The following is a 26,593-nucleotide window of genomic DNA, read 5'->3' as shown; positions in this document are numbered from 1 at the left end:
GCCGACGATTATTTGGTCGTCAGCGCGATCGTTCCCATATCGATTGGTTCGCCATCGGCGACCGACAGCGTAATCGGCGACTTGTCAGGTTTAACATACCGATTTTTCAACCGGTCTGGTCCGACAAAACCAGCCGAAATGGCGTTGTACTTGCCCCAGAAAAACGTCAGTGAATAGTCGCCCGGCGGAACGCCGTCTCCTTCCTGGTAGGTTGAAAGGACAAATTCGCCATCGGCGTTGGTCAGCGCCTGGGTGACCGAAGGATGCTCGGGATCCATACCTTCGACTGGGTGACATTTGATCACGATTGGACTGCTTGGTACAGCGCCGTCGACAGTGACCTTACCCAGGACTTTGGTGGTTGGTTTCGCGTAATATTGGTGCTCTTCCTGGCCGCACCCCAGCGGAACAAGCGCTGCGGAGACAACCAGCGCAGCCGATCTCCAAATGCTCATCAAATCGATCCTCTCGGTCGGGACGAAGGCGAACAGCGATACCGCGCAATGAATCTCGACTACAGATCGCTAACCACTTCGCCGTTATTGGCCGTGACCATCGCCGCAAACGTGTACGACGCAATCGTCGATGGAACGAACCGCACCGAACCGTCCCCCATCAGAAAGTTGGCGCCGCCGGGATGAAAGGCGAAATACCCAAAGCCCCGACCGTTGGAGCAGTTGATGATGCAGGGGCCGCCGCTGCTGGCAATTGAGCCGTCATAGAGCGAACCTTGCGCCCAATGTTCGCCGATCAAAATGTCGCCCCAAGCGCCCCCTTGCACCGGACCTGCTGCGGCAGTGAACGTCGCGTCGATCTTCCGCAACTTGTAGACGTTCGAGCCGCCAAGACGTTCGCCAACCAGAAAGGTATTCGACGTCCCATCGACGATGTCGGCGATCCGGGGGCAGGAACTCTTGCCGCCATAACCGGTCTGCCAAAGGACGCCTGATCGACTAGCGGCCGGGTTCGAGGCGTACGCCAGCGACGCGAAATCTCCCCGAATGCCGCTGGTGGCCGAATAGTCGCTGCGGGCGGCGGTCCAGGTCAGATCGACCGGGGGAACGCCTGGATCAATACCATCGGCCGGCACGCCGTAATCATGAACCGTATCTTCGGCGGCTGACGGACACATGAACGCATCGATCGGCGTGCGGATCACTTCCAAATTGGAAGCCGCTGCAGCGGCCGGAAAACCAATCGCGGCGGCCTGATCCATCGCCGGCACGCGCGAGTCCCATTTGTCGTTTAGGGCCGTTTGCTCCAGGTACGGCAGAAGCTGAAAGGGCCAGCCTGAGCCGTTCAAGTCGCCAGTGATGTTCCAGCCGAAGGGGAAGCATTGGTAGGTGCCGTGATAGTTGTGAAACGCGAGCCCCTGTTGCTTCAGGTTGTTCAAGCACTGGCTGCGACGAGCCGCTTCGCGGGCTTGTTGTACCGCAGGCAATAAGAGTGCGATCAAGACTCCAATGATCGCAATGACCACCAATAGTTCGACCAACGTAAAAGCGTTACGTCGGTTGACGGAAGCGCATGCGCGATGACATATCATGACGCCGTTCCTTGATCAAATTGTAAGAAGAAGAGATGGAAGAATAGGAGGCGAACGTTTTGCGAACTCTCATTCGCTCAACCGTGACGCCTGTTGGCTATTGAAGGGAATCTGACGAATTGGAGCAAGTGAGATTTCTGCGAGCGAAAGCAGATCGCTGCAATTCGACGCACGCGTCGAGAAACTCAACCAGCAAACACAACAAGCTCTATCGATAATCAACCGATTGGAATACTTGGCGCCAATCGATAGCGTGGTGGCGGCGCGAATGTACTCAACGTCTTTAACATTGGGCAAACTCGACGCTGCAGAGAACAGGTCGATTCAGAGGTCGCGTCTCGAGAGAGCCTGAAGGACGCGCAAAAAAACAGGACGTGCGAAAAGAGAACTCTTCGCACGTCCCGATTGAAACCAAATCAGATCAAAAAAGGATCTAATGTGGCAGTGGGGCGCCTACCGGCAACCCGCCGGCAGCCGTTAGGCGTCGCCACCTCTTCGGCTAATACAGACAGATTCCACTGAACCACCTCCTTTCCACTAAAGCCACCCCAGCCAGCGCCGATACAAGCCTGTTAGACGGCGTCGGTCTGGGCTCTAGTAAATTGCGTCGCGTTAACGCAACCCGATACTTCAACTTTGCGCCACTTGGTTCTCTTCTGCAAGAGCAATTCTCGCGGCGGCTTCTAGGTAGACAACCCAGCCGGGGATGGGTTCGCGCTGGCAGAGAAAATCCCTGCCAGCCGCAACCCCTTATCGCAAAAGGAGTTCCGACTTTGGGCAAAGTCCGACGCCAAGACCTTCGCGGCTCCGGCGAACTCCTTTGACATCGAACCAGCCACTTACCTCCAGCGAAAGCGGCGCTCATGAAACCAACCAGCTTCTCCCGCTGCGCGCTCCCTTGGATCGTTGGCGTCGCCGTCACGCTGCTGACGATCTTCGCCGGGGTCGCCATTTGGCAGGTGCGGGTCCTGCAGCAATACGATGAGCAGTTGGACCAACTGAATTCCGTCTATGGAACGTCGGTCGATCGCGCCCCGTCCCAACAAGAGTACATCATCAGCTACCTCCCTGGCGGCGGCCATGCGAAATACCTATCCCACGCAGTCGGCGCACCGCCCGACCCGTCACTCGATGACTTAAGCAAGCTGCAGCCCCCCAGCCAACTGATGCCGCTGCTGCGGCCGCCGATCGCGATCATGAATCTGCCTGTCGAAATGATCGACGAGCAGACGACCGTCTTGCCGCAGGTAAAGCACTTGATCACCAGCGGGCCGATCCGCGATGCGAACGACCTGGAAGCGATCTTGCGCGTCTTCCCCGAGGTCGAGATCGTGCTCGTCGACAATGTTCCGCAAACGGACGCGGTTCGCCAACTGCTCGAGCGGTACCCTCGCAAGGTTCACCTAAACGCTCCCACCGCAGACGCGCCAGCACAAACCGACGAGTCACGCGTGATCTCGGAAGGGAGCATGAGCATGGAAGTAAAGACGAACCATCATGGCCAGGTCGAGGTCAACTGGCTTCCGCGCGAGTGGCCCCCAAAGGAATCGACCGAGCTGGAACCGACGACCGAAGAAACGCCAACTAACCCCAGCGAAACGGAATCAACTTCCACAGCCGCTGATCCCGCAGATAGATCCCCAGCCAGGCCATGATCGGCAGAATGATCTGCACCGTCATGTCCTCGCTCTTCAACCAATGGACGCAGATCGCGCCACCCATGTACCCCGTCAGCAAGATCGCCCCCAAGACCGATGTCGGCGGAATCAGGTAGAGCAAAGCGCAGGTTGTTAGCAAGATTCCCAGCGGCAACAGCTTGTCGACCGGAAAGCCTCCTTCTTCCATCTGCTTGACCACTTCCGGATGAAGCTCGCCCCCCAAAGCCATCGACAGCTTCATCACCCCGGCCGCCAAAAACGCCAGCCCGGCTAAGACGGTGGTTACCCGGCCAATCCAGACGGCGACCATGTTGGGGTTTGGTTTGTCGTTCGGGGTTGCCGCTTCGCTCATCTTGTTGCCTTGTTGAATATGCCGGAAAGCTGCAATCTCGAGGATTCACGAAGTATACAGAGAGCGAAATTCGAAAATCAATCAAACAGCGTGCGTCGTCGAAATGCGCACAAAAAAAGAGCCCCATCACGGGGCTCTTTCTGGCTGGTTTTCGCTCTCGCACAACTCTTAACTCATCTCGACCGGCGCGGCCGGCACCGCGAAGTTCTTGCACAGTTCTAGCACTTCGGCCCGAATGGCGGCGTGCCCCTTTTCATCTTCCGGCGACTTCAGCGCCTTCAGGATCCACTCGCCGACCTGCTTCATCTCGGCTTCTTTCATGCCGCGGGTCGTCAAAGCGGGCGAACCGACGCGGATGCCGCTGGGGTCCATCGGCTTTCGCTCGTCGAACGGAATCATGTTCTTGTTGACCGTGATGCCGCATTGGTCGAGCACCGCTTCGGCGATCGCGCCGGTCGTGCCGATCGACGTGACGTCCATCAGCATCAGGTGGTTCTCGGTACCGCCGGTCATCAGGCGAATGCCGCCCGACATCAAGGTTTCGGCCAGTGCCTTGGCGTTGGCGACCACTTGCTTGGCGTAGTCCTTGAACGACGGATCGAGCGCCTCGCTAAAGCAGATCGCCTTGGCCGCGACGATGTGCATCAGCGGACCGCCCTGGGTGCCGGGGAAGACGTTGCGGTTGATCAGCTTGGCGTGCTCTTCTTTGCAGAGGATCAAACCGCTGCGCGGGCCACGCAAGGTCTTATGAGTCGTCGTGGTGACGAAATCGGCGTAGGGAACCGGGCTGTTGTGGACGCCGCCCGCGACCAGACCGGCGTAGTGCGCCATGTCGACAAACAGCTTGGCGCCCACTTCGGCGGCGATTTCGGCGAACTTGTCGTGCGGGATTTCTCGCGGGTAGGCGCTGGCGCCGGCGACGATCAGCTTCGGCTTGTGCTCGCGGGCCAGTTTGGCGATCTGATCGAAGTCGAGCCGCTGGGTCTCGCGATCAACGCCATAGCTGACAAAGTTGTACAGCTGCCCCGAGACGTTCAGCTTCATGCCGTGCGTCAAGTGACCGCCATGGGCCAGGTCTAGACCCAGGATAGTGTCGCCCGGCTCGACCGCGGTCAGATAGACGGCGAAGTTGGCCTGCGATCCGGCGTGCGGCTGGACGTTGGCGTGCTCGGCGCCAAACAGCTCTTTGGCCCGGTCGATCGCCAGTTGTTCGACGACATCGACAAACTCACACCCGCCGTAGTAGCGACGCCCCGGGTAACCTTCGGCGTATTTGTTGGTCAGAACCGATCCGGCGGCCTGTTGGATGGCGGCGCTGGTGTAGTTTTCCGACGCAATCAGCTCAAGCCCTTCCGCCTGGCGGCGCTGTTCGTGAGCGATCGCTTCCCAAACCGCGGGGTCATTCTGCTTAATGAGATTCATAGCGTATTGCAGTAAAGCGGGGCGAAAGGAAATGGTCGCGACTGGGCCCTAAGCCTCTTCCGGTGCGACCGAAGAATCCGTCATTGTCGGGGGGGAGTCGCGATGCGTCAATCGCCCGAGCAGCGGGAAAAGCGGCGCAGTCACCGCAAAAATGGAGGGGAACAGACGCTATTGGCGGCGTTTTTCGGTCGTCTCACTCCCTCGCCTCGCCCCAGACAGCCGGAACGCGGTAGTTCTTCGGCTGCGGTCCGGCGTTTTGAGCCGGGGCCGCTTCGGCGGCCAGCTGATCGAAACGGGCGCGGAGTTCGATTCGCTTTTTCGCGTCTTTGGTCGCCAGGTTCGTCTGCTCGCCGAGGTCGACGCTTAGAGCGGTTTTCCTCCATCTGTATCGTTCTGGCTGGTTGCGGCCGCGCTGGTCGGCGTGATGTTGCAATCGATCACTTCGTGTGGCGAGGGCTCTCCCTGGGTGATCGCCGGCCAGACGTCTTTGCCATCCAGCGGCTTCTTCTTGTCGCGAGCTTGAATCAGGCGAACCGCCTCGTTGGCGATGAAATGGGTTGCGTACCCTTCATCGCGATTGACCTGATCATCTTGGTGCCAATCATGGCCGCCGTCGTTACCCACACTGTACGACAACAGACAGATTAAAATATCGGGACATCGCCATACTTGCGACCAACAAACCTGTAGGCAGCGAACTAATCACTTCGGCCGCACTTCGCGCATTTTAGGAAACGATGCGACCCGCGATTGAGATCGTTTTCAGGAACCTGAAGTCCTTAGTAGAATTGGACTTGAAGAGTTGCCGACTTTTTCCGATACCGGCGGCTTTCGACCGCGCCTTGGTTCCAATTCTGTTTCCATCAGCGCCAAAATAGACTAAGTTGGAACTTCCCACCGCAACATGATCCCACCCAAAATGCCCGCAGTTTTGCCGCGTCCCGCCTACCCAACTGCAGTCACCTACGGATTTCCAGGAAGCGCTATGCCTCTTCGCATTCTGATTGCCATCCTGCTTTGCCCCACGCTGTTGGTCGCCGCTCAGGCCCAAGAGATCGTCGACTTTGCGCGCGACGTGCAGCCGATCCTTGAAAATCGCTGCATCGATTGCCATGGTCCCAACAAAGCGAAGAACGATTTCCGCGTTGATGACGCCGAGACGATGAGCTACTACATCGAGCCGGGCGATCTGGAGTCGAGTGGATTTTGGACCGACTACCTGGTGACCGACGATGCCGACATGTTGATGCCGCCGCCGTCGCCCGACCATCCCGATGGCGGCATGTCGCCGGGCGAACTGGCGATCATCAAGCTGTGGATCGAAGAAGGCGCCAATCATAACTGGAAGGCGAATGGTCCGGTCGAAGAGCACGAAGAAGCTGCGCCGCCGCAAAGCACGCTGGCGAAGCTGTTCATCTTCCAAGGCCTGTTCCACCCGGCGTCGACGCACTTTCCGGTCGCCCTGTTGTCGATGTCGATGATCTTCCTCGGGATGTCGTTCTTCCTGGGAAAACCGCTCGAGTCGGCCGCGTTCCATTGCTTGTGGGTTGGCGCCTTGGCGGCGGTTCCCGCATGCATCATGGGTTGGGCCTATGCCATGCACGAAGGACACGGCAACGTTTCCCTCGATCTCGTCTCCAGCCCGATCGACCGGCATCGCTGGCTGGGGATTGCCGTTACCGTCTTTTCGCTGATCATGGTTCCGATCGCCTATTCGGCCTACAAGCAAGAGAACTATCGCAAGAAAATCATCTGGTTCGTCGGCTGCTGCCTGGTCGCGATCGGCACGTCGATCGTCGGCTTCCAAGGGGGGGAACTGGTCTACGGCGAAGGGCACTACGAGAAAGAGTACGAGAAGCTCTTCCCCAGCACCCCTGTCGCGGACGCCGATACCTCGGTAGAAGAATCGACTTCCGAAGAAGCGCCTGCTGAAGAGGAAGTCGTGGTCGAAGAAGAAACCGAGACGGTCACTCCCGAGGACTAGTCGCTCTCTTTCGTCAAGCGTTTCTCCGCACTACGGCGAATATCGGCCCGAGCCTTATCGAGACGCTTGGGCCAGGCGAAGCTCGGCGATGCCTGCGGATCATACCCAGCCAGATGCCCGGTGAGCCGCGTCGTTGGTTTGGTGTAGACCAACTCGGTCTCGCCAAACGCCTCTTCGCACATCTTCGCCAGGCCCGGGTCATACTCTTTCAGCTCGGTCCGGGTGTCGACATGGTTGTGATCATGGTCGGGTGGGCGATTGTTGTTGAACCACGACTGCACCCCTTCGGCGAAATACTCGTGGTGATTCACGGACGCGTATTTCCCTTCCCATAGCTTCGCTTCCATCGCTCGGTCGTAAGTCGCTTTCAGCCGATCGTCGAAAGTTGGATCAACCCGCACCAGTCCGCGCAAGTGGATGTTGTGGGCGAACTCATGGATCAGGATGCACTCGGCCGCGTACGGATCGCCGGGATAACCAAGCAAGTTCTCTTCGCCACAGGTGCAATACGGATCGGTCTGCGAACCGCCGGTTCCGCGAGCCCGGGCATCCCAGTATTCTTTCGGCTGAAAGTGGGCGAACTCCGGCAGGTCGGTCGTGTATTGGTCGTAGCCGATGATCAACATCCGCGAACCGCTGCTGATCATCGCCTGTTTCACATCAGGTCGTTTCGCCAGCATTTGCTCGATCAAGAACGCCGCTTCCTTCAGGGCGTAATCATTAACCGCGGCCGCCGCCAAAATCGGATACCCGCCGGCGTCAACATACTTTCCGTAGTAGGGATCGGCCTTCAGTTCGGCGGGCGGCGCGGTGACGACGTAGGGCTGGTCCGCCAAGGCAAAAGACGCAAACGTCGACACGGACAGAATCAAGGCGGCGCAAATCAGACGCGTCATCGAGAAGGCTCCTGCGGGCCGGAAGACATTGTCTACAATAGCATAGCAACATAGATCGAACCCGACCTGCTGTCAAAACGGACGAGAGGTTCCGGTCGGCGGCCAGCAAATTTACAATAGTCACGAAACGACAAGCGATTTTCAACGGGAAACGGCATGGGCTTGGGGGATTGGTGGAAGCGGCTCTTTCCGAGGACCGATTCCTCCAACGACACTGTGCTGTTCTATGACGTCGAAGCGGAGCACCCGGTCCGAATTCCCAAACGAGAGCTACGCCCCGGCGCCATCCAGGTTCAGGTGCAGGGGATCGACGAGGTCGTCTGGATCTTGCCCGATAATGTTCAACAGGGCCCACTGCGACACGAACCGTTTGACGACGAAGTCCGCGAGATGATCGAGCAGATTCAAGCGACCTTCGCCGAGCATTACGCGCTTAGCTTCGATCAGTGGGAAGAAGGCTTTCGCCGTGATGCCGATCCGGCCCAAGAGATCGCCGTCTGGTTGCATGCTGGTGAGGTCTATCGCCAATTCGCCGCCGACGAACCATCGGCCGATCGACGGCAAGATATCTACCGCTGCATCGCCGCCTGTCTGACAGCCAGCCACGATACAGTCTGGAACGTGCTGGAGCCCCAGGCGCTTTCGCGTGAAGAGGCGAAGCGGATTGTGGATTGCTATTTCAACAACGATGACGCGTAACCGATCGGACGTCGCATCGCACCTCTTCCCACACCTGCGCTATTACCAATCGCCGACAACGCTTCGCCCTGCGCTGGCGGCAAGTTTATCAGCAAAACTACAGGCTTTTCCTGTCATTGCTCGCTGCGACTCCCTCGCAAGTACGGCCTTCCGGGAATATCGCGCCGAGCGCTTGTTTTTTGTGCTACAGCAGTTTATAAGGGGCGAGAGGTTCCCTCCTTCCTTTCTATGCGGCGTCGCGCAGTAGAAAACCATGATAAAATCCAATTTCCTGACGCTATTCTCCTCCGTCCTGCTTTCGCTCACGATGGCGACTTCGCTATCGGCCGCTGAGCGCTGGTGGGATCAGGACGTCGCCAAGGCGCTCTCCCAAGCAGGCGACAACCGGGCCGAGTTGCGGAAGGCGCTTGCCGACGTGCCCGAAGCGCAGCGCGGCGGCATGGCCTTCCTGATCGCCAACATGCCCGATCAGGATCTCCGCTCGCTGACCAGCGACTTTCTGCTGAGCAACTGCAAGTTGGCGTACCAGGCGAAAAACGAAACGGCCTGGGGCAAGCAGGTTCCGGAAGAGATCTTCTTGAACGACGTGTTGCCGTACGCAAATCTCGACGAAGAGCGCGACGATTGGCGACAACGGCTCTTCGCGCTAAGCATGCCGATCGTGAAGGACTGTAAGACTGCTTCCGAAGCGGCGCTCAAATTGAACAAAGAGTTGTTCCCACTGCTCAACGTCAAATACTCGACCAAACGCCGCGCCCCTAACCAGGGACCGGATGAAACGATGGAAAGCGGCGTCGCCAGTTGCACGGGGCTGTCGATCTTGTTGGTCGACGCCTGCCGGGCGACCGGGATTCCGGCCCGCGTCGTCGGCACGCCGCTGTGGACCAACAACCGAGGCAACCATACGTGGGTTGAGATCTGGGACGACGGCTGGCACTTTACCGGCGCTTGCGAAGCAGGCGACGCAAAGAGCCTGGATGTCGGCTGGTTTGTTGGCGAAGCGGCCAAAGCGAAGGAAGATAGCCCGCAGTATGCGATCTACGCCGCCAGCTTCGGCAAGACGAAGACGCCGTTCCCGATGGTCTGGTCGATGCGAGACCGCACCGTCTCGGCCGTCAACGTCACCCGCAGCTACAAACCGAAAGACCCAATCGCCACCAAGACCAGCAAGCTGTCGGTCAAGGTCGTCGACGCCCAAGGCAAACGGGTCGCCACGGATGTCGCCGTCAAAACGCCGGGCAAACAGAAACCGCTCCACTCAGGCCGCTCGAAAGGTGAATCGGTCGACCTGAACCACTTTCTCGGGTTCGACCTTCCGCCACAGACTGAGTTCACGCTGGTGATCGAAGGCATCGAACGGACCGTACAATCTCCCGCTGCCGGAGAAGAAACTGTCGTCGAGATCCAACTTCCCGCTGGCTCGTAGTCTTCGCCGATTCGCCTCTTTGCTCCTCCATTTGAGAAATGCACCGCTGATGCTTCCACGTCGACTAGTCGCTCTCGTTTGTTTCGCTTTCGCGACCGTTCCCTTCACGTCGTCTGCTGCAGAAACCTCGTCTGACGCGCTGGACATGCTGAAGAAGCAGCTCACGCCGTCGCTTGAATCGCTTGCAGCGCTCGAGAAAGAAGGCTTCGCTAACGTACCGCTCACCAAACTCGATGCCGCGACCGCTCGCAAGTTGATCTTGAAAGCGCACGGCGAGGCGATGCTGAAAGAACGTGCGCAGGAGGTGAAAGATAAAGTCATCAAAGACGGGGAGCTCGAAATGAAGTTCGAGCTGATCACCTTCGGCAAGAAGCCGCGAGACGGGTATAGCCTGTGGATCTCGATGCATGGCGGCGGCGGCGCCCCGGCCGCGATCAATGATCAGCAGTGGGAAAACCAGAAGCGGCTCTATCAGCTGGAAGAAGGGATCTACGTCGCTCCCCGGGCGCCGACCAACACCTGGAACCTGTGGCACGAAGGACACATCGACACGATGTTCAATCGGCTGATCGCCGACCTGATCGTGACGCATGGGGTCAACCCAAACCGCGTCTATCTGCTCGGTTATTCGGCCGGCGGCGACGGCGTCTACCAACTGGCCCCGCGGATGGCCGATCGTTGGGCGGCCGCTTCGATGATGGCCGGGCACCCCAACGGCGTCTCGCTCCTCTCGCTCCGCAACACGCCGTTTTCGATTCACATGGGTGGCAACGACGGCACCTTCGATCGGAACAAGGTGGCGGCCGAGTATGGCAAGAAGCTCGACGAGTTGCAAAAGACGGATCCCGCAGGCTACGTCCACGATGTGCAGATCTACCCGGGAAAAGGGCACTGGATGGATCGGCTCGACGCGCAGGCGTTACCCTGGATGGCCAAGTTCACCCGCGATCCGTTGCCGCAACGGATCGTTTGGCAACAGACCGGTACGCCGCACCAGCAATCGTACTGGCTTGCCGTGCCCGCGGACGAAGCCAAGAATGGCAGCCTGGTCGTCGCCACGCGCGAAGGTCAGAAGTTTGACGTCAGCGAAGCGGAGAACGTGACCAACCTGCTGATTCGCCTGGACGACCGGATGGTCAATCTCGACAAGCCAATCGAAGTCAAACAAGGCTCGCAAACGCTCTTCCAGGGAGAAGCGGAACGCACGATCGGCGTGATGCTGCGAACGTTGCTCAGCTATGGCGATCCGCTGCTGATGTTCAACGCCGAAGTTCAGGTCAAGCTGGCCGACTAACTCTGCAACGCTCTCGTGATTGTCCGCCATTCCCTTCGCAATACGACCGACCTGATGTGCCGCTTGAATTCGCTTTTCGTTCCGGCGGCGCTCGCCGCCTTTGCCGGTCTATTCCTGGCTTCGCCGACGTGGGCCGAATCGCCAGCGAAAATTCAGCCGCGCGGCTATGTCGTTTACCAGACCGCCAAGGCGCCCAAGATCGACGGCAAGCTCAGCGATGGGGAATGGGACAAGATCCCCTGGAGCGAGCCGTTCGTTGATATCGAAGGAACGGACCACCCAACGCCGCCGCGCCACCAAACGCGGATGAAGATGATGTGGGACGATCAAGCGCTCTACATCGCCGCGCAGCTCGACGAGCCAAATGTCTGGGCGACCTTGACCGAACACGACTCCGTCATCTTTTACGACCCCGACTTTGAAGTCTTCATCGATCCCGACGGCGACAACCACATGTACGCCGAGCTAGAACTGAACGCCCTGAACACCACTTGGGATCTGCTGCTGACCATGCCGTACAAAGATGGCGGCAAGGCGGTTAACGGGTGGGAGATCATACGCCTAAAGACGGCCGTTTCGGTCAACGGCACCCTCAACGACCCCAGCGACGTCGACCAAGGGTGGACCGTCGAGATCGCCTGGCCTTGGAAGGGCCTACAGGAACTGTCGACCGCCAAATTTCCGCCGACCGACGGCGATCGACTGCGGATTGACTTCTCGCGAGTTGAGTGGGACGTCGTGGTCGAAAACGGCAAGACGGTGAAGGTCCCCAACCGCCCTGAACACAACTGGGTCTGGTCGCCACAGGGCGTGATCAACATGCATCGTCCCGAGACCTGGGGCGAGGCGTTCTTCTCGACGCAGCCAATCGGCTCGGTCAAGTTCAAGCCAGATCCAGCGCGGGACTACAAGACGCTGCTCCACTCAGTCTACTACGCCCAGAAAGCCTATTTCGAGCAGCACGGAACGTACGCGGCCGAGCTGTCGGATCTCGATCTGGAGAGCGACTTCCTCCAGCAGATCAAGCTGACGGCGACGCCTCTGTCGTTTCACGCTTCGATCCAAACGCCCAAAGAAGCAGGCGGCGAGACTTGGGTGATCGATCAGAACTCGCTGCTGCAACAGCAGACGGCGGAATAGCGGCGCTAGAGCGGTTTTCCTCCATCTGTATCGTTCTGGCTGGTTGTGGTCGCCTTGACCAGCTTGCCTCACTAACGCCAGAAACGCTACTGCTATCAGAAAATCGCTCTAGAACAGCACCCGCTCGGTTTCCTTCGCCAGGCGGCGCCTCGCCATCTCGCAGTACTCGGCCGACTGATCAACACCCAGATAGTGTCGCCCCAGCTTGCGGGCGACCACGCCGACCGTGCCGCTTCCCATGAAGGGATCGAGCGCGATTCCCTCCAGCGGGCAAGTCGCCAGCAGGCAGGTTTCGACCAGCCGCTCGGGGAAGACGGCGAAGTGAGCTTCGCGGAATTTAGAAAGCGGAATCGACCAGACGGTTCGTTTGTTGCGTCCCTGGGGATGAAAGGCCTGATCCCAGCGGCCATCGTGCAAGTTCGACGCCCCCCCGTTCTTGCCTGCCTCGGGCGTGCCGCCGCGCTGGTTGAAGTGGCGGCGGCCTCCCTTCATTTGGCTCTTGTCGCTGAACGTGACGTGCGGCTCGCGAATCGCGTCGGCGTCGTAGTAGTACTCTTTACTCTTGCTGAAGAAAAAGACGTACTCGTGATCGGTGGTGGGGCGGGTCTTCACGCTCGACGGCATCGCATTCGGCTTTTGCCAGATGACGTCGCTCCGCAAGATCCAGCCGGCGTCCTTCATCGCCAGGGCAAATCGCCACGGCATCCCCAGTAGCTCGCCATTCACATACTTGTCGCCCAGCACCACCCAAAGCGAACCGCTGGCCTTCAGCGTGCGCTGCACCTGGGCGAACAAGGCGATAAGACGCTCGATATATTCACCCGGCGTTTTCTCGAGCCCAATCTGATCGTCGCCGGCGTAGTCGCGTTGCTGGAAGTAGGGAGGGCTGGTGATCACCGTATCGATGAACTCATCGGGCCACGCGGCGATGACCTGCGTCGCATCCCCACACGCGATCGAGTCGAGCGGGGGAGGGGAGGGCGACTTCTTCGATTTGGCAGGCGAGTCCCTTCGCGACATACGGCTCACATTTTGTCGACGGTTGAAATCCCGAGTAACGCGAGCCCCTGTTTTATCACCCGAGCGTTCAGATCGCAAAGCAACAGCCGACTTTGCTTCTGCTCTTCGGTCTCCGCCTTCAGCACCGGGCATTGCTCGAAGAAGGTCGAATACGACTTGGCCAGCTCTTCAAACAGGAACATCGTCAGCTGGTTTGGACGATAGTCGACGACCGTGTCATTCAGCGCTTCGGGGAACCGCAACACCTTCATCACCAGCGCCCGCTCGGCTGGCGACGAAACGCGGATCCTGGCGCCACTTTCTCGAAGCGCCGCAATGTCGACTTCGCCCCGGCGGAAGATGCTTTGCACGCGGGCGTAGGCGTACTGCATGTAGGTCGCCGTGTTGCCTTGCAGCGCCAACATTTTGTCGTAACTGAAGACGTAATCGGTCTCGCGGTTTTGCGACAAGTCGCCATATTTCAGGCCGCCGATGCCGACTCGCTGCGCGACGTCCGCGTATTGCTCTGCGGTCAGCTGGCCATCTGTATCGTTCTCGCGGACGATCTTGTCGGCGCGGGCAACCGCTTCATCGAGCAAACCTTCGAGCCCAACCGTATCGCCCGACCGCGTTTTGTACGGCTTGCCGTCGGTTCCCATCACGGTGCCAAAGCTGACATGCTTCAGCTCCACATCGGTATAGCCCCACTTCTTCGCCGCGGCGAACAGCTTGTCGAAGTGATCTCCCTGGCGGAAGTCGACGACATACAAGATCGCATCGGGCGACCATTCGCGCATTCGATACTCGATCGTCGCCAGGTCGGTGGTCGCGTAGAGATAGGCGCCATCCTTTTTGCGGATGATCATCGGCGCCTTGAAGCCTTCCAGGAAGACGCAGAGGGCGCCTTCCGACTCTTCGGCGAACCCTTGCTCGATGAAGTTGTTGACCACTTCCCCCAGCTGGTTGTGATAGAAGCTCTCTCCCAGCTCGTAGTCGAACGTCACATCGAGCCGCTGATAGATCCGCTGGATATCCTCGCGGCACTTCGGCAGAAACTCGTGCCATAGGGCGAGGTTCTCTTCGTCGCCGGCATGCAGTTTGGCCGTTTCGTTGAGCACGGCGCTGGCGATATCGGCATGCTCGGAAGCGACTTTGGCGAACTCGGCGTCGCCGGCCAATGCATTCAGCTTCGCTTCGTCGGTCGTCAGCTCTTTGCTCACCTCTTCGGCCTGACGCTGCAGCTTGTCAAGCTCTTTCTTCGCTTTCTTGTCGGCCGCTTTGTCGCCGGTCGGCGGCATCGCTTTGCGCTCTTCAATCTCGGCCGCCATCTCCATCAGCTTCGCCTTGCGGGCAGGCAGCCCCTTTTGACCATCGACAAAATCAATGATCTTTCGCACTTCGCGATAGAGCCGCGATAGCTCGGCGACCGGCTTCTGGTGATAGGCGTCGTTGTCGCGGAAATGCTTGAAGCCGTAGATGATCATCCCGAACTGCGTGCCCCAGTCGCCGAGGTGATTGTCGGTGATCACCTCATGCCCCAAGAACCGCAACGTGTTGGCGAGCGAGTCGCCGATCACGGTCGAGCGAATGTGCCCCACGTGCATCGGCTTGGCCACATTGGGGGAAGAGAAGTCGAGCACGTACTTTTTGGGGTTCTCGACCAGCGGCACGCCGATCCGCTCGTCGGTCACGGCGGCGGCCAGTTGCTCTTCGATCCAGGCATCCTTCAACTTGATGTTGATGAAGCCCGGCCCGGCGATTTCCAGGGGCTCGGCCATGTCCGACAGATCGATTTTCTCGACGATCTCGCCAGCGATTTCACGCGGGTTTTTCCCCAACTTTTTGCCCAGCGGCATTGCGCAGTTGGCCTGATAGTCGCCGAACTTCGGGTCGTTGGTCGGCCGAATCATGTCGAGCAGCGGCGCCGTTTCGTCAACCAAGGGGGCCAAGACAGCGTCAAACCGACTTCGCAGGACTTGCAGAATGTTCATACGGCATAAGGAGTTGGGTTCAATCGGACAGAGCGCAAACGGCCATTTTCAGACGTTTGACTCCATTTTACAAGGGCTGAAGAAGGGAACGCGAAAGCCCCGCCCCTGGGCGCTGAAGCGAACAACCACCACACTCAGGTAGTGAGAAAGGGGGCTGGTCTCTTTTTCGCCGCTTGGCTTTGCAACCCGAAACATCTCCCCCGCGAAAAAGCGACCTGGCCCCTTTTTCGCGCACCAGGCTCCCAACAACCTGACACGCCGCCGATGTATTTGTTCGATCTCACGCTACCGACGCCGGAAGAAAATTTGGCCCTCGACGAAGCGCTGCTCGACGCCAACGAGTCAGGCGAGCTGGTCGGCGACGTCCTTCGCCTGTGGGAGCCTCCGGCCACGATGGCCGTCATCGGCCGAGCGTCGAAGATCGCCGAAGAAGCGAACCTGCCAGTTTGCGCGGAGCTGGGCGTGCCGGTCCTCCGCCGCTCCAGCGGAGGCGCCGCCATCGTCGCTGGGCCCGGCTGCTTAATGTACGCAATCACGCTGAGCCTGACCGATCGCGAAGACCTGCGAGCCATCGACCTCTGCCACCGCTACGTGATGGAGAAGATGCTGGCCGCCCTTTCGCCGCATGTCGACGGGATCACCTTCCAAGGAACCTGCGACCTGACCTGGAACAACCGCAAGTTCAGCGGCAACAGCCTGCGGGTAAAGCGCGACCATGCTCTCTACCATGGCACGCTGCTGTACGACTTTCCTTTAGAGCTGATCGCCGACTGCCTCCGCCACCCGCCACGGACGCCTGACTATCGAGAGCAGCGCGACCACACGCAGTTCGTGACCAACCTGCCCATTTCGCGCGAACAGCTGAAGCGCACCCTGACCGAAACCTGGGACGCCGATCAGCAGCTGGTCGATTGGCCGCAAGAGCGTACCGCCAAGCTGGTCGCCGAGCGGTATGCGACGGACGAGTGGAACGAGATGCGCTAGAGTCATCGCATTTTGGCGCCAGGTATTCCACGTTTCCCCGCTTTCAAAAAAACTTTTCCCTACCAGAAAGGTTTTCCGCCGCCGCGTGTCTTACCATAGGAGGGCAATCGCCTCCGCCCGCTCTTCTCGACACGCATGAAGCGACTTAAACCTTGCCGCCACTTCCAGATACGCGCGAAACGCTGATCCGCCGGCTGCCTGACGCCGCCGATGTCGAGGCGTGGGACGCATTTATCGAGCTTTATGAGCCGCTGCTATTCCGGTTGGCTCGCAGCAAGGGGATGCAGCAGGCCGATGCTGAGGACTTCGTGCAGGAGGTGCTAGCCGCGGTCGCCAAAGCGGTCGGTCGGTGGGTCGACAAAGACGACCGGGGCGCCTTCAAGGCGTGGCTCTTTCGGATTGCGCAAAACATGGCGATCAACTTTATGACCCGCCCCAAGCATCAGCGAATTGGCTCGGGCGACAGCCAGATCGCCGGCCTGTTGGCTCAACTGCCCGATCCCAACAGCGAGTCGACGCAGTTATTCGCCCTGGAATATCGCCGCGAGCAGTTTCGCTGTGCGGCCGAGCAAGTTCGCGGCCAAGTCAACGAGCGGCAATGGCAAGCCTTTTGGAAAACCAGCGTCGAGGCGACGCCCATTCCGCAGGTCGCCGCAGAGCTGCAGATGACTGTCGGCAGCGTCTACATTGCCCGTAGCCGGATCACCAAGCGGATCCGGGAAAAGATTTCTAGCCTGGAGGAGCAATCACAATGACGATCGGCTCTTCACATTGCACCGACCAACACTTCCTGCTGCTGCTCGACGGCGACGAAACCTCGGCGCCGTTTCGCGCGGCGGCTGAGCATGTCGAACATTGCCCCGCGTGCCAACAGCGGCTGACCGAACTCTCCGGCGATAACGCCTTCTGGGATACGCAGCGGCAGTTGCTGACCCCGGTCGATGGCGATCAAACCAACAGCGGCGAGATCTATCGCTATCACTCGGTCGAAACGCAAACGGCCGACCGCCGCGGGGCCGTCGAGACCCTCGTCCGCGACATGCTCGAAGCTCCTTCTCATCCCGAGACGCTCGGGCGCCTTGGCCGTTACGAGGTTGAGCGGATCATCGGCGTCGGCGGCATGGGGATTGTGCTAAAGGGGTTTGATACCGAGCTGCACCGCCCGGTCGCGATCAAGCTGCTTGCGCCTCACCTGTCGCGGATCGGCGCCGCCCGGCAACGCTTTGCCCGCGAAGCCCGCGCCGCCGCCGCGGTCGTGCACGAGCATGTCGTCCCGATTCACAACGTCGAGTCAAACGTCGACCATCCTTACCTGGTCATGCAGTACATCGCCGGGCAATCGCTGCAGGCCCGGGTCGACCTATCCGGCCCGTTAAGCGTTTCGGAGATCCTGCGTATCGGTCAGCAAGCCGCCTCCGGCTTGGCGGCCGCCCATGCCCAAGGCCTGGTCCACCGCGACGTGAAGCCCGCCAACATCTTGCTCGAGAATGACGTCGACCGGGCCTACCTGACCGACTTCGGCCTGGCCCGCGCTTCGGACGACGCCAGCTTAACCTACACCGGCGTCGTCGCCGGCACCCCGCACTATATGTCGCCCGAGCAAGCGGACGGCCGCCCGATGGATCACCGTTCAGACCTGTTCAGCCTCGGCTCGGTTCTCTACTTCATGGCGACCGGGCGCCCACCGTTTCGGGCCGAACGCCCGATGGCGGTCCTCAAACGAACCTGCCACGATCCGCACCGGCCGGCGATGCAGGCGAACGCCGAAATCCCGGAAGAGCTTTCGAAGACGATCGATCGCTTGCTCGAGAAACAGCCCGATCGCCGCTTCGCCAATGCGGCGGAGCTACAGAACAAACTGGAACGTTTGCTGGCGGACCTGCAGCAAGGGAAACTGCGTCTGCGCCGGGCGCCGCTGCTGCGTCCGTGGCTACTCGCGGGCGCGGCGGCGTTGGCGCTGTTCGTGCTGGTCGGAGTAACGTTCGTCGTTACAGCCCAACAAACGCGCCGACCGGCCGATCCCCGCCGCCGGGCGCCCATCACACAAGAAAGCGTGGAATCGATTCAGACCCGTTTGCAACAACTCGAAGGCCCAACGCAAGGCGATCTGGATCGTTTGGACGATGAACTAAAGTCGCTCGAACAGCTGCCCCTCCCCGAAATGGATTGGAAGGAAACTAGCGATGCTCAAAAGTAAGTGGATGCGCCGGCTGGCGGCTGCCTCGACGTTGTTGGTGGTAGGGGTCGCGTGTGCGGCGTTGTTTGCCCAGGACGAAAAAGAGGCGAAGCCGGCGGAAGCGAAACCGGCCAAGACTGGGGAGTCGCCGAGAGTCATAATTCGCGCTGATGGCGCCGTCACGGCGGAAACGCGAATGGAGGAAGGGGAAACGAAACAAACATTGCGAGCCCAAGACCTTCAGCTTGAACCGCAGGGGCTGTCGCCAGGCGCCACTCCAGTTCGCCGCCCTTCCGCGCTACAAAAGCGACCAACCAACCACGCCTACTCTTCCGTACGCCTAGAGATCCCGCTGGAAACCGATCGTTATCCACTGGGGGAAATCTATGAAGTCGTGCCGGCCCAGGCGTTTGCCGTGGTCGCCCGGAAGACCAACGACAGTGGCGAGACGACTGAGTCGTTGATCGCCGCCAACTGCCGGCTTGAGCGAGCCGAGATGGAGGTCCGCCCTGGTCCCGATCGCACTCGTCTGATTGTTTCCGCGCCGCTCCCCAACGCCGATGCTCCCCTGCGAACCCAGGCCAAGATCGATCAGCTTGCGAAGGAAGGCTATGAATTTCAGCTGGACGGTCTACGTCTCGAGGCGGCCAAGCCGGAGGAAGTCCGCATCAAGCTCCGCCTGACGCTGAAGACCGACGAGTTTCCGCTGGAACTGTTGCAAGCGAACGTCGGCAACGAAAACGTCTCGATCACGAAGCGTAACGGAGAACCTTCGATTGACGCGATCTACGAAACGGGCTGTCGCATTGAAGAAGTCCGTGACGAGGATGACGGCGAAGCCCAGGCCGAAGTGATCGTTTCGTTCGACAAAGGCGCCCCGCGTCCCAGCCCCAAGTACTTGAAGCAGGCCGACGTCGACAGTGACCTCGCCGATGGAATCAAGTACGCGCTGCACGGGTTGTTCGATCCCAACAATCCCAACCCCGAAAAGACGTTCATGATGCGGCGAGCCGACACGCGTTCCGACGAGCCGGCGCTCGAGTCGTATCGCCTGGTGATGCTGCCGATCGATCGGGCCGACTATCCTCGCGGTCCGGCGACCGTTGATCGGCCGTACGACGTGCAAGTGATCAGCGATTCCGGCGAAGCGGTCCCGTTCGCAACGCAATGCCTGATCCATATCGGCCACGAGCCGCGGGAACTGCAAGACAAACAGATGCTGATCGCCCTGCCGATCGGCTTCGACTACCGCGAGAATCGAAAAGTCAGCCCCAAGCTAATCGAAACGCTGGAGCAACTGGGGAAGAAGTTTCAGCTGACGCCGCATCAAGAAGAATCCAAGGTTGCGGCGGCGCCCGCGAAAGCGACGAACTCACTTGTCGCTCCAACAGCGCCTGCTGGGAATAGCGAACCAAGCGACGCCAATGTTCTGTCGCAGCCCCGTCGCATCGAAGTCCGTCTCGATCCCAAACTCGTCGACGAGGAATTGTTAGAAGCGAATATCGGCAACGGGATGATCCAGGTTCTCGCGATTCGCAGAGGCGCCGATCCAGGCACAGCGGGCCCCGTCGACGTCGCTTATCAAATGGCGACCGGATGCCAGCTGATTGAAGTGAAGCACGTCGGACTCCCCCATCCGACGACGCCGAAGCTGTTTGTGGGACACCCGGTCGCGGTCTTGCTGGTCAGCGAGCCATCGCCGCAAACTGGCAAGCAGCTAACGCAGAAAGAGGTCGATGACGCGCTAGAAGCGGGTGCGCGATTTCGGTTAGTCGGCTTAGTCGATTCCAAGAGTCCGCCGACGTCCAATGCGCTGGCGTTCGATCCGCCGCGTGTGGAAAAAAGCGCCGATGCGCCATCAGTCACCATCCGCGTCCCGCTCGACGCCAACACCTACTCGATGGAATGGCTCAACCACAACAAGCCCAACCAACTCATCCAACTTTTCGCTGGAGGGACCGGCATCACCAAAGCGTCGGAGGGCTTTCATAGCTTTGGTTGCAACTTTGCGATACGCAAATTCTTGCCAGATTCGCTGACCGGCAGAATCAATCTAGTCGACTTGGAAGTTGTCAGTCTGGTCGATCCGACCTCACCTGCCGCCCCTCCGGTCACGGAACAAGCGATGCAGGAGAAAGTCGACGAGTTGCGTGCGAAGAAATTTCGATTCGTGCTGCAGGGGTTGGTCCCGCTGGGCGAACCAGTTCCCAAATACGCGACCGCAACTCCCCATGCCGACACGCGCCCAAATAGTTCCGGTATTGCTCGGTTTGTCCCGGGCTCCGGATACTCCCGCAATCCCTACGGCGCCCCTGGCGGCAACGCGGCGATGCCGAGAAATTCGAGCGCGTTCAATCCAACCGCGCCGGCCCCTTTCGGTTCCCGATTTTCGCTGCCAAATGCCCCCAACGCCAATGGGCCGACACAACGCTTTGGCGTCGGTCCAGCTAACCAATTTGCATCTCCCGCAGCCCCCCCTTCCAACTCCGCGTCAACATCGCCCTATTATGGGAAGGCAACGGCGACTCCGTACGGCGGTGCGTCACTTGCGCCGACCGGATCAGCTCCGTCTCCCTACACACAAGCGGGCAACTCGCAGTTCAAACCCCCAGGCGTTCCCGGCAGCAATGCGTGGGCGCCCGGTTACGCAAACTCCTCGAACCCGCAGGCGGCTGCCCCTGCCGCGGTTCCCGATTCTCCGCCTGGCGCGACCAACGCCTATGTTCCGGCAACCGGTTACTCCAGCGCAGCGAGCCCGCACTTTTCGATCCCTGCTCCCCGGCTGACGGCGCCATCCGGTGCATCGCACAACTATTCTGCGGCGTCGAACTATGCGGTTCCCGCCTATGCGCCAAACGTGATCGCATCTCCCAAATACGCTCCAGCGTCGTCCCAACCTTCGAACGCAAAAATCAATCGCCCGCTGGAGCAAAAGAAGCGACAAGCGCTCGCCAGGCTAGAGAAGGCGAAAACGGATGCGGAAAAGGCCCAGGCTCGCGAAGAGCTTCGTCAGGCGTTAACCGAAGTCTTCACCGCCGACATGAAGCAGCGCGATAATCAAGCGCGAGACATTGAAGCCCGGGTCAAGAAACTGCGCCAGCAGTACGACGCCCGCGAAGACGCCAAAGACGAGATCATCGAGCTGCAACTGAAGTTGCTGGAGAAGCAGGCGGAAGGCTTGGAGTTTCCCCAGTAGCGCCACAGATACAAGATGACGAATGTCGAAGCACGAATGACGAAGTCTTGATCGTTTCGTCAATTCTGGTTTCGGCATTCGTCATTCATCGAAACGCATTCCCTCGGCTTGCGCACTCGGGCTACGATGGGCGGCTTCTCAGAGAATTTAACGGCGCATTTTCTCGCCTCGGACCCCGAACGGGGTGGTCTTCTCAATTATTTGCGCGATTTAACCCATTGTGCTATTGCGGGTTACGCCAATGACCGATTCAGGGCGCTGACTCTGCTGGTGGCCGTTGTTACAATTGCCCGAACCAGTTTTGTCCCGGAGTAACGTAGGCTTTCAATTCCTTTGCGGCGGTTTGCCCTGTCGCCACGACTTCTAACTACAGCGTCCCACAGCCTACAGACCGGATTCGTCACTTGCGGCGAATTGAGCACACTACCATCATCCTGACGCACTAGCTTCTACCAAGATATGTCACGTGACCACCTAGCCCAGCTTCGTGAAGCTGCGCCTGTTATTCTTCCTTCGCTCTTGTTGTGCGACTTCGGCAACTTGGAGCGTGAGGTGGAACGTCTGCTAGCTGCTGGCGTGCAGGCGCTGCATCTGGATGTGATGGACGGCATATTTGTCCCAAACATGACCTACGGGATGCCGATCGTCGCCGCTTTCCGAAAATTGACCGATCTGCCGCTCGACGTCCATTTGATGATCGAGAAGCCGGAGCAATACATCCGACAATTCCAACAGGCAGGCGCCGACGTGATCACCATTCACGCCGAAGCTGTCGATGACGTCGCTAGCACGCTGCGAGACATCCACTCGCTAGGGTGTGGCGCCGGCGTGGCGATTAATCCCGACACGCCGGTCGATGCGATCGTCGACGCCCTGCCCGAGGCGGATCTCGCGTTAATGATGAGCGTCAACGCCGGTTTCGGCGGTCAGGCGTTCAATCCGATCGCTCTCGACAAAATTCGTGAGGTGCGGCGGCTTAATTCCGACGTGCTGATTGAGATCGACGGCGGCGTGAATTTGGATACTATTGGGCGCTGCACGGAAGCGGGCGCAGACTTGTTGGTAGTCGGATCGGCCATTTTCGGCAAACCTGACTACATCACGGCAGTCCGCGACCTGAACTCGGCCGCGGTCGCCGCCTCCTAAAGCATAGGTGTAGCTTTTTTATGTTGCGCGTTGCGCTCATTCGTCCCGGCTGTACCGACTACGACCTGCAAGGCAGGATTCGTGGGACGTTAAACATTCCGTTAAACGACCAAGGAATCGCCCAGGTTCAACATGCCGCCCATGAGATGGCGGACCTGTCGGTCGACGTCGTCTATTGCGGCCCCTGCCAGCCGGCGATGCAAGCGGCCGAAATCGTCGCCAAGGTCCACTCGGCCAAGGTGAAGAAAATCGACAAGTTCCGCAATCTGGACGTCGGTCTCTGGCAAGGAAAGCTGATCACCGAAGTCAAGCAGAACCAGCCGAAAGTCTATCGGCAATGGCAAGAAAACCCGGATGGCATCTGCCCGCCCGAGGGAGAGATGCTAGCGGACGCCCGGACTCGCGTGCGGACCGCTCTGGACAAGATCTGCAAGAAATACCAAAACTCAAAAAGCGTCGCGGCGATCGTGACGCCCGAGCCGATTGCGTCGGTGATTCGCTGCGCCTTGCTGCATCACTGCATCGGCGACCTTTGGAAAGCCGAAGAAGGTAACTGCGGCAGTTGGGAACTGATCGAAATCGCGCCCCAGCCCGCCCTTCGTTAATTAGAATAGAGAGTACCGCCAACTTCGGCGGCAACAGCTAGAAGGAAAACGAATGTCGTCGACTACGCCTGAGTTCGCTGCTGCACCCGCCGCCGCGGAAGGGGTCAAACGAGCCAAACGCGGGGTACCGGAAGGACTGTGGCAACGCTGTCCCGGTTGCCAGGCGGTGATCTTCCGCAAGCAAGCCGAAGAGTTGCTGAGCGTCTGCCCCGAGTGCGAACATCACTGGTACGTCTCGGCGTCGGACCGCATCGAGCAAGTCCTCGACAGCGGCACCTTCGAAGAGTGGGACGCCGAGCTGATGCCGACCGACCCGCTGAAGTTCGCCGATAAGAAAGCGTATGCCGAACGTCTGGTCGCCGAGCAAAAGCGGACCGGTCTGCGTGACGCGGCCCTGACCGGCTGCGGCATGATTCGCGCTCGCCGCGTCGCAATCGGCGTGACCGACTCGGCCTTCATCATGGGCAGTATGGGTTCGGTCGTTGGCGAACGTCTGGCCCGCCTGGTCGAACGAGCCGCCGATCAAAACCTGCCGCTGATCATCATCAGCGGATCGGGCGGCGGCGCCCGGATGCACGAAGGGATTCTCTCCCTGATGCAGATGGCCAAGGTCACCGCCGCGCTGGCTCGCTACAACGAGATGGGGGGCCTGTTCATCTCGGTCCTCACCAACCCGACCATGGGCGGCGTCGCCGCCAGCTTTGCGTCGCTGGGCGACTTGATCTTCGCCGAACCGAAAGCGCTGATCGGCTTCGCCGGCCCGCGTACGATCAAAGCGACCATCCGCATCGAACTGCCGGACGGTTTCCAGACCAGCGAATTTCTGCTGGAACATGGCTTCGTCGACCGCATCGTCCCGCGTGCTCGCCTGAAGAGCGAAATCGCCCGCGCGATCGACTACTGCGGCAAGTAAGAGCAGGGCAGGTGATGCCTGCCAAATGCACAAGCGAAACATAAGGCTGGGTGAGAACCCAGCCTTTTTCTATGCGCGAACTCGTTGATTCCACCAAGAAACCGCAAGCCCCAACCGATGTCTTGCAGGTTGGGGGAAGAGCGTACAATAGAGACCATCGCAATGACTTCGCAACTTCGTGGCTGTGACGCGATGGTTGAAATTACGACCCGCTCGATGAACCAGTCCGAACGGGACATCCTGCAGCAGAAAGGGCGGGCCCTGGGAATGGGCTTCGCCATTGTCTTAACCTTGCTGGCGCTGCTAGGCGGCGGGTTCCTCTCGATGCTCTTGCGCGGGATCGGACAGCATCTGGGACCGGTGTCGGGGCAGTTCGGCTATTGGATCGGCTGGGCGATCGCCGTTATTCTGGGCGCGTTCGCGGCGCGGGCCTATTTCACCAACGAGCGAAAACGGATCGAAGCGGCGACGCTCGACCTGCAGTCGAACCAGGTCGAAGAGATCGTGGTGACTGGCGCCGACGTCGTCGAGATTGGGGTCGACGCCTTGGAAGAGCCGGCGATCGTGTTTCGTCTGGATGGCGACCAATTGCTGCTGATGCAAGGAGGCTGGCTGTTTGATCCGTCGATCTATGGCGACGATCCCGAGCGTGATCTCGTCGACATGGATCCCGAGTTCTTCAATGGACTTCGAATGCCACGGTCGTTCCCCAGCTCTCGCTTCGTCGTCACTCGCTTCCCCCTGTCGAAACAGATCGCCGCAATCCGGGTTGAAGGGGAGTACGTCGCTCCCCGCATCATGAACGTGCGGTACGCCGAAAAGTATTGCGAGCTGCTCGGCGACTGCGAACTGCTGCCGGGCAATTTCGGTTCGCTCGAGCAGTCGCTGCAGACGGCGTTTGCAGCCCAAAGAATCGACGCGTAGTAGGAAGTTGTAACGCGACTGCCCAAGCCAATCGGTTAGCCGCGATAGCTCTCGCTATCGGGGTCGACATCGTCGACAAGAGGCATCAATCCGCGGCCAGAAGAAAACGGCGGCGATCATTTCGCTGTTAGAGAATGGGCGCCTCCGGTGAATGGCTCGTCTCGGCCTGATGCCTCCTGCGGCTGCGCCGCCCCGAAAGCGGAGCTTTCGGGGCTAACCTCCAATGGGAACTCTAACCGAGCACTTCCGGGTTCCGGACGTTCTCGGGCGTGCGGCCTTCCAACAGGTCGACCACTTGTTTGGTCGCGCGGCTGCGGAGGTTTTCTAGCGATTCGACCGAGACGAACGCGGCGTGCGGGGTGACGATCACGCGGGGGTCGTTCATCGGGGCTTTCGACAGATCGGGCGGCTCCGGATCTTGCACGTCGAGCGCGGCGCCGGCCAGCTCTCCGTTTTCGATCGCCGCGGCAAGCGCCGCTTCGTCGATTAGCGCGCCGCGGGCCGTGTTGATCAGATAGGCGGTTGGCTTCATCTTTTGGAACTGTTCGGCGCCAAACATGTGCCGCGTGTCGGGCGTCGCCGGCACCAGCAGGGCGATGTAGTCCGATTCGCTCAACACCCGTTCCAGATCGACCGTCTCGACGCCCGGCATCGTCTTACCGCTGCGACTGGTGGCGAGCACGCGCAAACCAAGCGCCAGCGCTCGTTCGGCCAGCAACGTGCCGATCTGTCCCAGCCCGACAATCCCCAGCGTTTGTCCGCTCACGCGCCGCATCAGCGGACCGGCCTGCAGGTCGTACGTGCCGTTCTGCGTTTCGTGGTGGTACATCGCAATCTTCCGGGCACACGCCAACAGCAGGGCGAGCGTATGCTCGGCCACTTCAATCACGCAATAGTCGGGCACGTTGGTGACCGGGATCTTGTGCTCGGTGCAGTAGGCGACGTCGATATTGTCGAGCCCGATGCCCAGACGCGCGACGATCTTCAAGTTGGGCGAAGCGGCGATCACCTTTTGGGTGACCTTGGCCCAGTTGGTCAGAATCGCGTCGACCTGGTGTTCGGCGGCGAGCGTCGCGAGCGCGTTTTCATTGGTATGGGTGGCGACGATCAGTTCGACATCCGCCTTATCGAGCGTTTCCTGCTCGATCTCGAGATCTTTCCAGGCAAAGTCGGTCAGCAGCGCTTTGAATTTCGGCATGGCTCGCTCAGCAGCGAAGGTAGGAACGGGGTTAGTCCTCCATT

23 protein-coding genes are annotated in these 26,593 nt (G+C 59.7%); 14 read left to right on the top strand and 9 right to left on the bottom strand.

All coding sequences use genetic code 11. From position 1 onward, the window contains the following. Positions 1-8: 8 nt before the first annotated feature. Complete coding sequence (locus tag Enr8_RS12000; RefSeq protein WP_146431816.1) at positions 9-455, bottom strand: hypothetical protein; 447 nt, start codon at positions 453-455, stop codon at positions 9-11. 59 nt (positions 456-514) lie between these two features. Next, positions 515-1,546 carry a DUF1559 domain-containing protein gene (locus Enr8_RS11995; protein WP_146433301.1) on the bottom strand — a complete coding sequence of 344 codons (1,032 nt, stop codon included), beginning with the start codon at positions 1,544-1,546 and terminating at the stop codon, positions 515-517. An 863-nt stretch (positions 1,547-2,409) separates the two neighbouring features. Between Enr8_RS11995 and Enr8_RS11990 the strand changes: the two genes are divergently transcribed. Then, entirely contained in the window at positions 2,410-3,201 is a 792-nt protein-coding gene (locus Enr8_RS11990; protein ID WP_146431815.1) for a hypothetical protein, read from the top strand. Here Enr8_RS11990 and Enr8_RS11985 read toward each other — a convergent pair. From Enr8_RS11985 to Enr8_RS11975, 3 genes are all read right to left on the bottom strand, one after another. Further along, entirely contained in the window at positions 3,131-3,556 is a 426-nt protein-coding gene (locus Enr8_RS11985; protein ID WP_146431813.1) for a DoxX family protein, read from the bottom strand. The two genes, Enr8_RS11990 and Enr8_RS11985, sit on opposite strands and share 71 nt — an antisense overlap. Positions 3,557-3,724: 168 nt before the next feature. Further along, positions 3,725-4,978: a serine hydroxymethyltransferase gene (locus Enr8_RS11980; RefSeq protein WP_146431811.1), complete on the bottom strand. Its 1,254-nt coding sequence runs from the start codon at positions 4,976-4,978 to the stop codon at positions 3,725-3,727. 363 nt (positions 4,979-5,341) lie between these two features. Continuing rightward, complete coding sequence (locus Enr8_RS11975; protein WP_146431810.1) at positions 5,342-5,614, bottom strand: hypothetical protein; 273 nt, start codon at positions 5,612-5,614, stop codon at positions 5,342-5,344. Positions 5,615-5,963: 349 nt separating this feature from the next. Here Enr8_RS11975 and Enr8_RS11970 point away from each other — a divergent pair, with 349 nt between their 5' ends. Next, positions 5,964-6,962, top strand: coding sequence for a c-type cytochrome domain-containing protein (locus Enr8_RS11970; RefSeq protein WP_186767609.1), 999 nt, complete (start codon positions 5,964-5,966; stop codon positions 6,960-6,962). Here Enr8_RS11970 and Enr8_RS11965 read toward each other — a convergent pair. Further along, entirely contained in the window at positions 6,959-7,858 is a 900-nt protein-coding gene (locus Enr8_RS11965; protein ID WP_146431807.1) for a hypothetical protein, read from the bottom strand. The two genes, Enr8_RS11970 and Enr8_RS11965, sit on opposite strands and share 4 nt — an antisense overlap. 156 nt (positions 7,859-8,014) lie before the next feature. On the opposite strand from Enr8_RS11965, the gene Enr8_RS11960 reads away from it, so the two are divergent. From Enr8_RS11960 to Enr8_RS11945, 4 genes are all read left to right on the top strand, one after another. Then, positions 8,015-8,557: a hypothetical protein gene (locus Enr8_RS11960; RefSeq protein ID WP_146431805.1), complete on the top strand. Its 543-nt coding sequence runs from the start codon at positions 8,015-8,017 to the stop codon at positions 8,555-8,557. A 253-nt stretch (positions 8,558-8,810) separates the two neighbouring features. Next, positions 8,811-9,983 carry a transglutaminase-like domain-containing protein gene (locus tag Enr8_RS11955; RefSeq protein WP_146431802.1) on the top strand — a complete coding sequence of 391 codons (1,173 nt, stop codon included), beginning with the start codon at positions 8,811-8,813 and terminating at the stop codon, positions 9,981-9,983. A 145-nt stretch (positions 9,984-10,128) separates the two neighbouring features. Beyond that, on the top strand, positions 10,129-11,277 hold the full coding sequence (locus Enr8_RS11950; RefSeq protein ID WP_186767608.1) for a dienelactone hydrolase family protein: 1,149 nt from the start codon (positions 10,129-10,131) through the stop codon (positions 11,275-11,277). A gap of 15 nt (positions 11,278-11,292) precedes the next feature. After that, positions 11,293-12,417: a carbohydrate-binding family 9-like protein gene (locus Enr8_RS11945; RefSeq protein ID WP_222434859.1), complete on the top strand. Its 1,125-nt coding sequence runs from the start codon at positions 11,293-11,295 to the stop codon at positions 12,415-12,417. Between the two features lie 108 nt (positions 12,418-12,525). On the opposite strand, the gene Enr8_RS11940 is transcribed toward Enr8_RS11945, so the two are convergent. Continuing rightward, positions 12,526-13,437, bottom strand: a complete 912-nt coding sequence (locus tag Enr8_RS11940; protein WP_146431798.1) for a DNA-methyltransferase — start codon at positions 13,435-13,437, stop codon at positions 12,526-12,528. 5 nt (positions 13,438-13,442) lie between these two features. After that, positions 13,443-15,407 (bottom strand): arginine--tRNA ligase, encoded by a 1,965-nt coding sequence (argS, locus tag Enr8_RS11935; RefSeq protein ID WP_146431795.1) that lies wholly within the window; start codon positions 15,405-15,407, stop codon positions 13,443-13,445. A 264-nt stretch (positions 15,408-15,671) separates the two neighbouring features. Between argS and Enr8_RS11930 the strand changes: the two genes are divergently transcribed. From Enr8_RS11930 to Enr8_RS11895, 8 genes are all read left to right on the top strand, one after another. Next, a complete protein-coding gene (locus Enr8_RS11930) occupies positions 15,672-16,391 on the top strand; it encodes a lipoate--protein ligase family protein (RefSeq protein ID WP_146431792.1) in 720 nt (239 codons plus the stop codon). Positions 16,392-16,543: 152 nt separating this feature from the next. After that, on the top strand, positions 16,544-17,146 hold the full coding sequence (locus Enr8_RS11925) for an RNA polymerase sigma factor (protein ID WP_146431790.1): 603 nt from the start codon (positions 16,544-16,546) through the stop codon (positions 17,144-17,146). Next, entirely contained in the window at positions 17,143-18,588 is a 1,446-nt protein-coding gene (locus tag Enr8_RS11920; RefSeq protein WP_146431788.1) for a serine/threonine-protein kinase, read from the top strand. Before Enr8_RS11925 ends, Enr8_RS11920 begins: the two co-directional genes overlap by 4 nt. Further along, entirely contained in the window at positions 18,575-21,763 is a 3,189-nt protein-coding gene (locus Enr8_RS11915; RefSeq protein ID WP_146431786.1) for a hypothetical protein, read from the top strand. The genes Enr8_RS11920 and Enr8_RS11915 overlap by 14 nt, the downstream gene beginning before the upstream one ends. Positions 21,764-22,222: 459 nt before the next feature. Beyond that, positions 22,223-22,909 (top strand): ribulose-phosphate 3-epimerase, encoded by a 687-nt coding sequence (gene rpe, locus Enr8_RS11910; protein WP_146431784.1) that lies wholly within the window; start codon positions 22,223-22,225, stop codon positions 22,907-22,909. A 20-nt stretch (positions 22,910-22,929) separates the two neighbouring features. Next, positions 22,930-23,514, top strand: a complete 585-nt coding sequence (locus tag Enr8_RS11905) for a histidine phosphatase family protein (protein WP_146431782.1) — start codon at positions 22,930-22,932, stop codon at positions 23,512-23,514. Between the two features lie 52 nt (positions 23,515-23,566). Further along, positions 23,567-24,427 carry an acetyl-CoA carboxylase, carboxyltransferase subunit beta gene (gene accD / locus Enr8_RS11900; RefSeq protein ID WP_146431780.1) on the top strand — a complete coding sequence of 287 codons (861 nt, stop codon included), beginning with the start codon at positions 23,567-23,569 and terminating at the stop codon, positions 24,425-24,427. 162 nt (positions 24,428-24,589) lie between these two features. Next, the gene (locus Enr8_RS11895; protein ID WP_146431778.1) at positions 24,590-25,351 is read left to right on the top strand and encodes a hypothetical protein; all 762 of its coding nucleotides are present in this window, start codon (positions 24,590-24,592) and stop codon (positions 25,349-25,351) included. 232 nt (positions 25,352-25,583) lie between these two features. On the opposite strand, the gene Enr8_RS11890 is transcribed toward Enr8_RS11895, so the two are convergent. Further along, positions 25,584-26,549 (bottom strand): C-terminal binding protein, encoded by a 966-nt coding sequence (locus Enr8_RS11890; RefSeq protein WP_146431776.1) that lies wholly within the window; start codon positions 26,547-26,549, stop codon positions 25,584-25,586. Positions 26,550-26,593: the final 44 nt, after the last annotated feature.

This window comes from Blastopirellula retiformator, from assembly GCF_007859755.1.
GTDB lineage: Bacteria > Planctomycetota > Planctomycetia > Pirellulales > Pirellulaceae > Blastopirellula > Blastopirellula retiformator.
The sequence above is the reverse complement of the archived record's forward strand: the minus strand, read 5'-3'. Positions and strand labels throughout refer to the sequence as shown.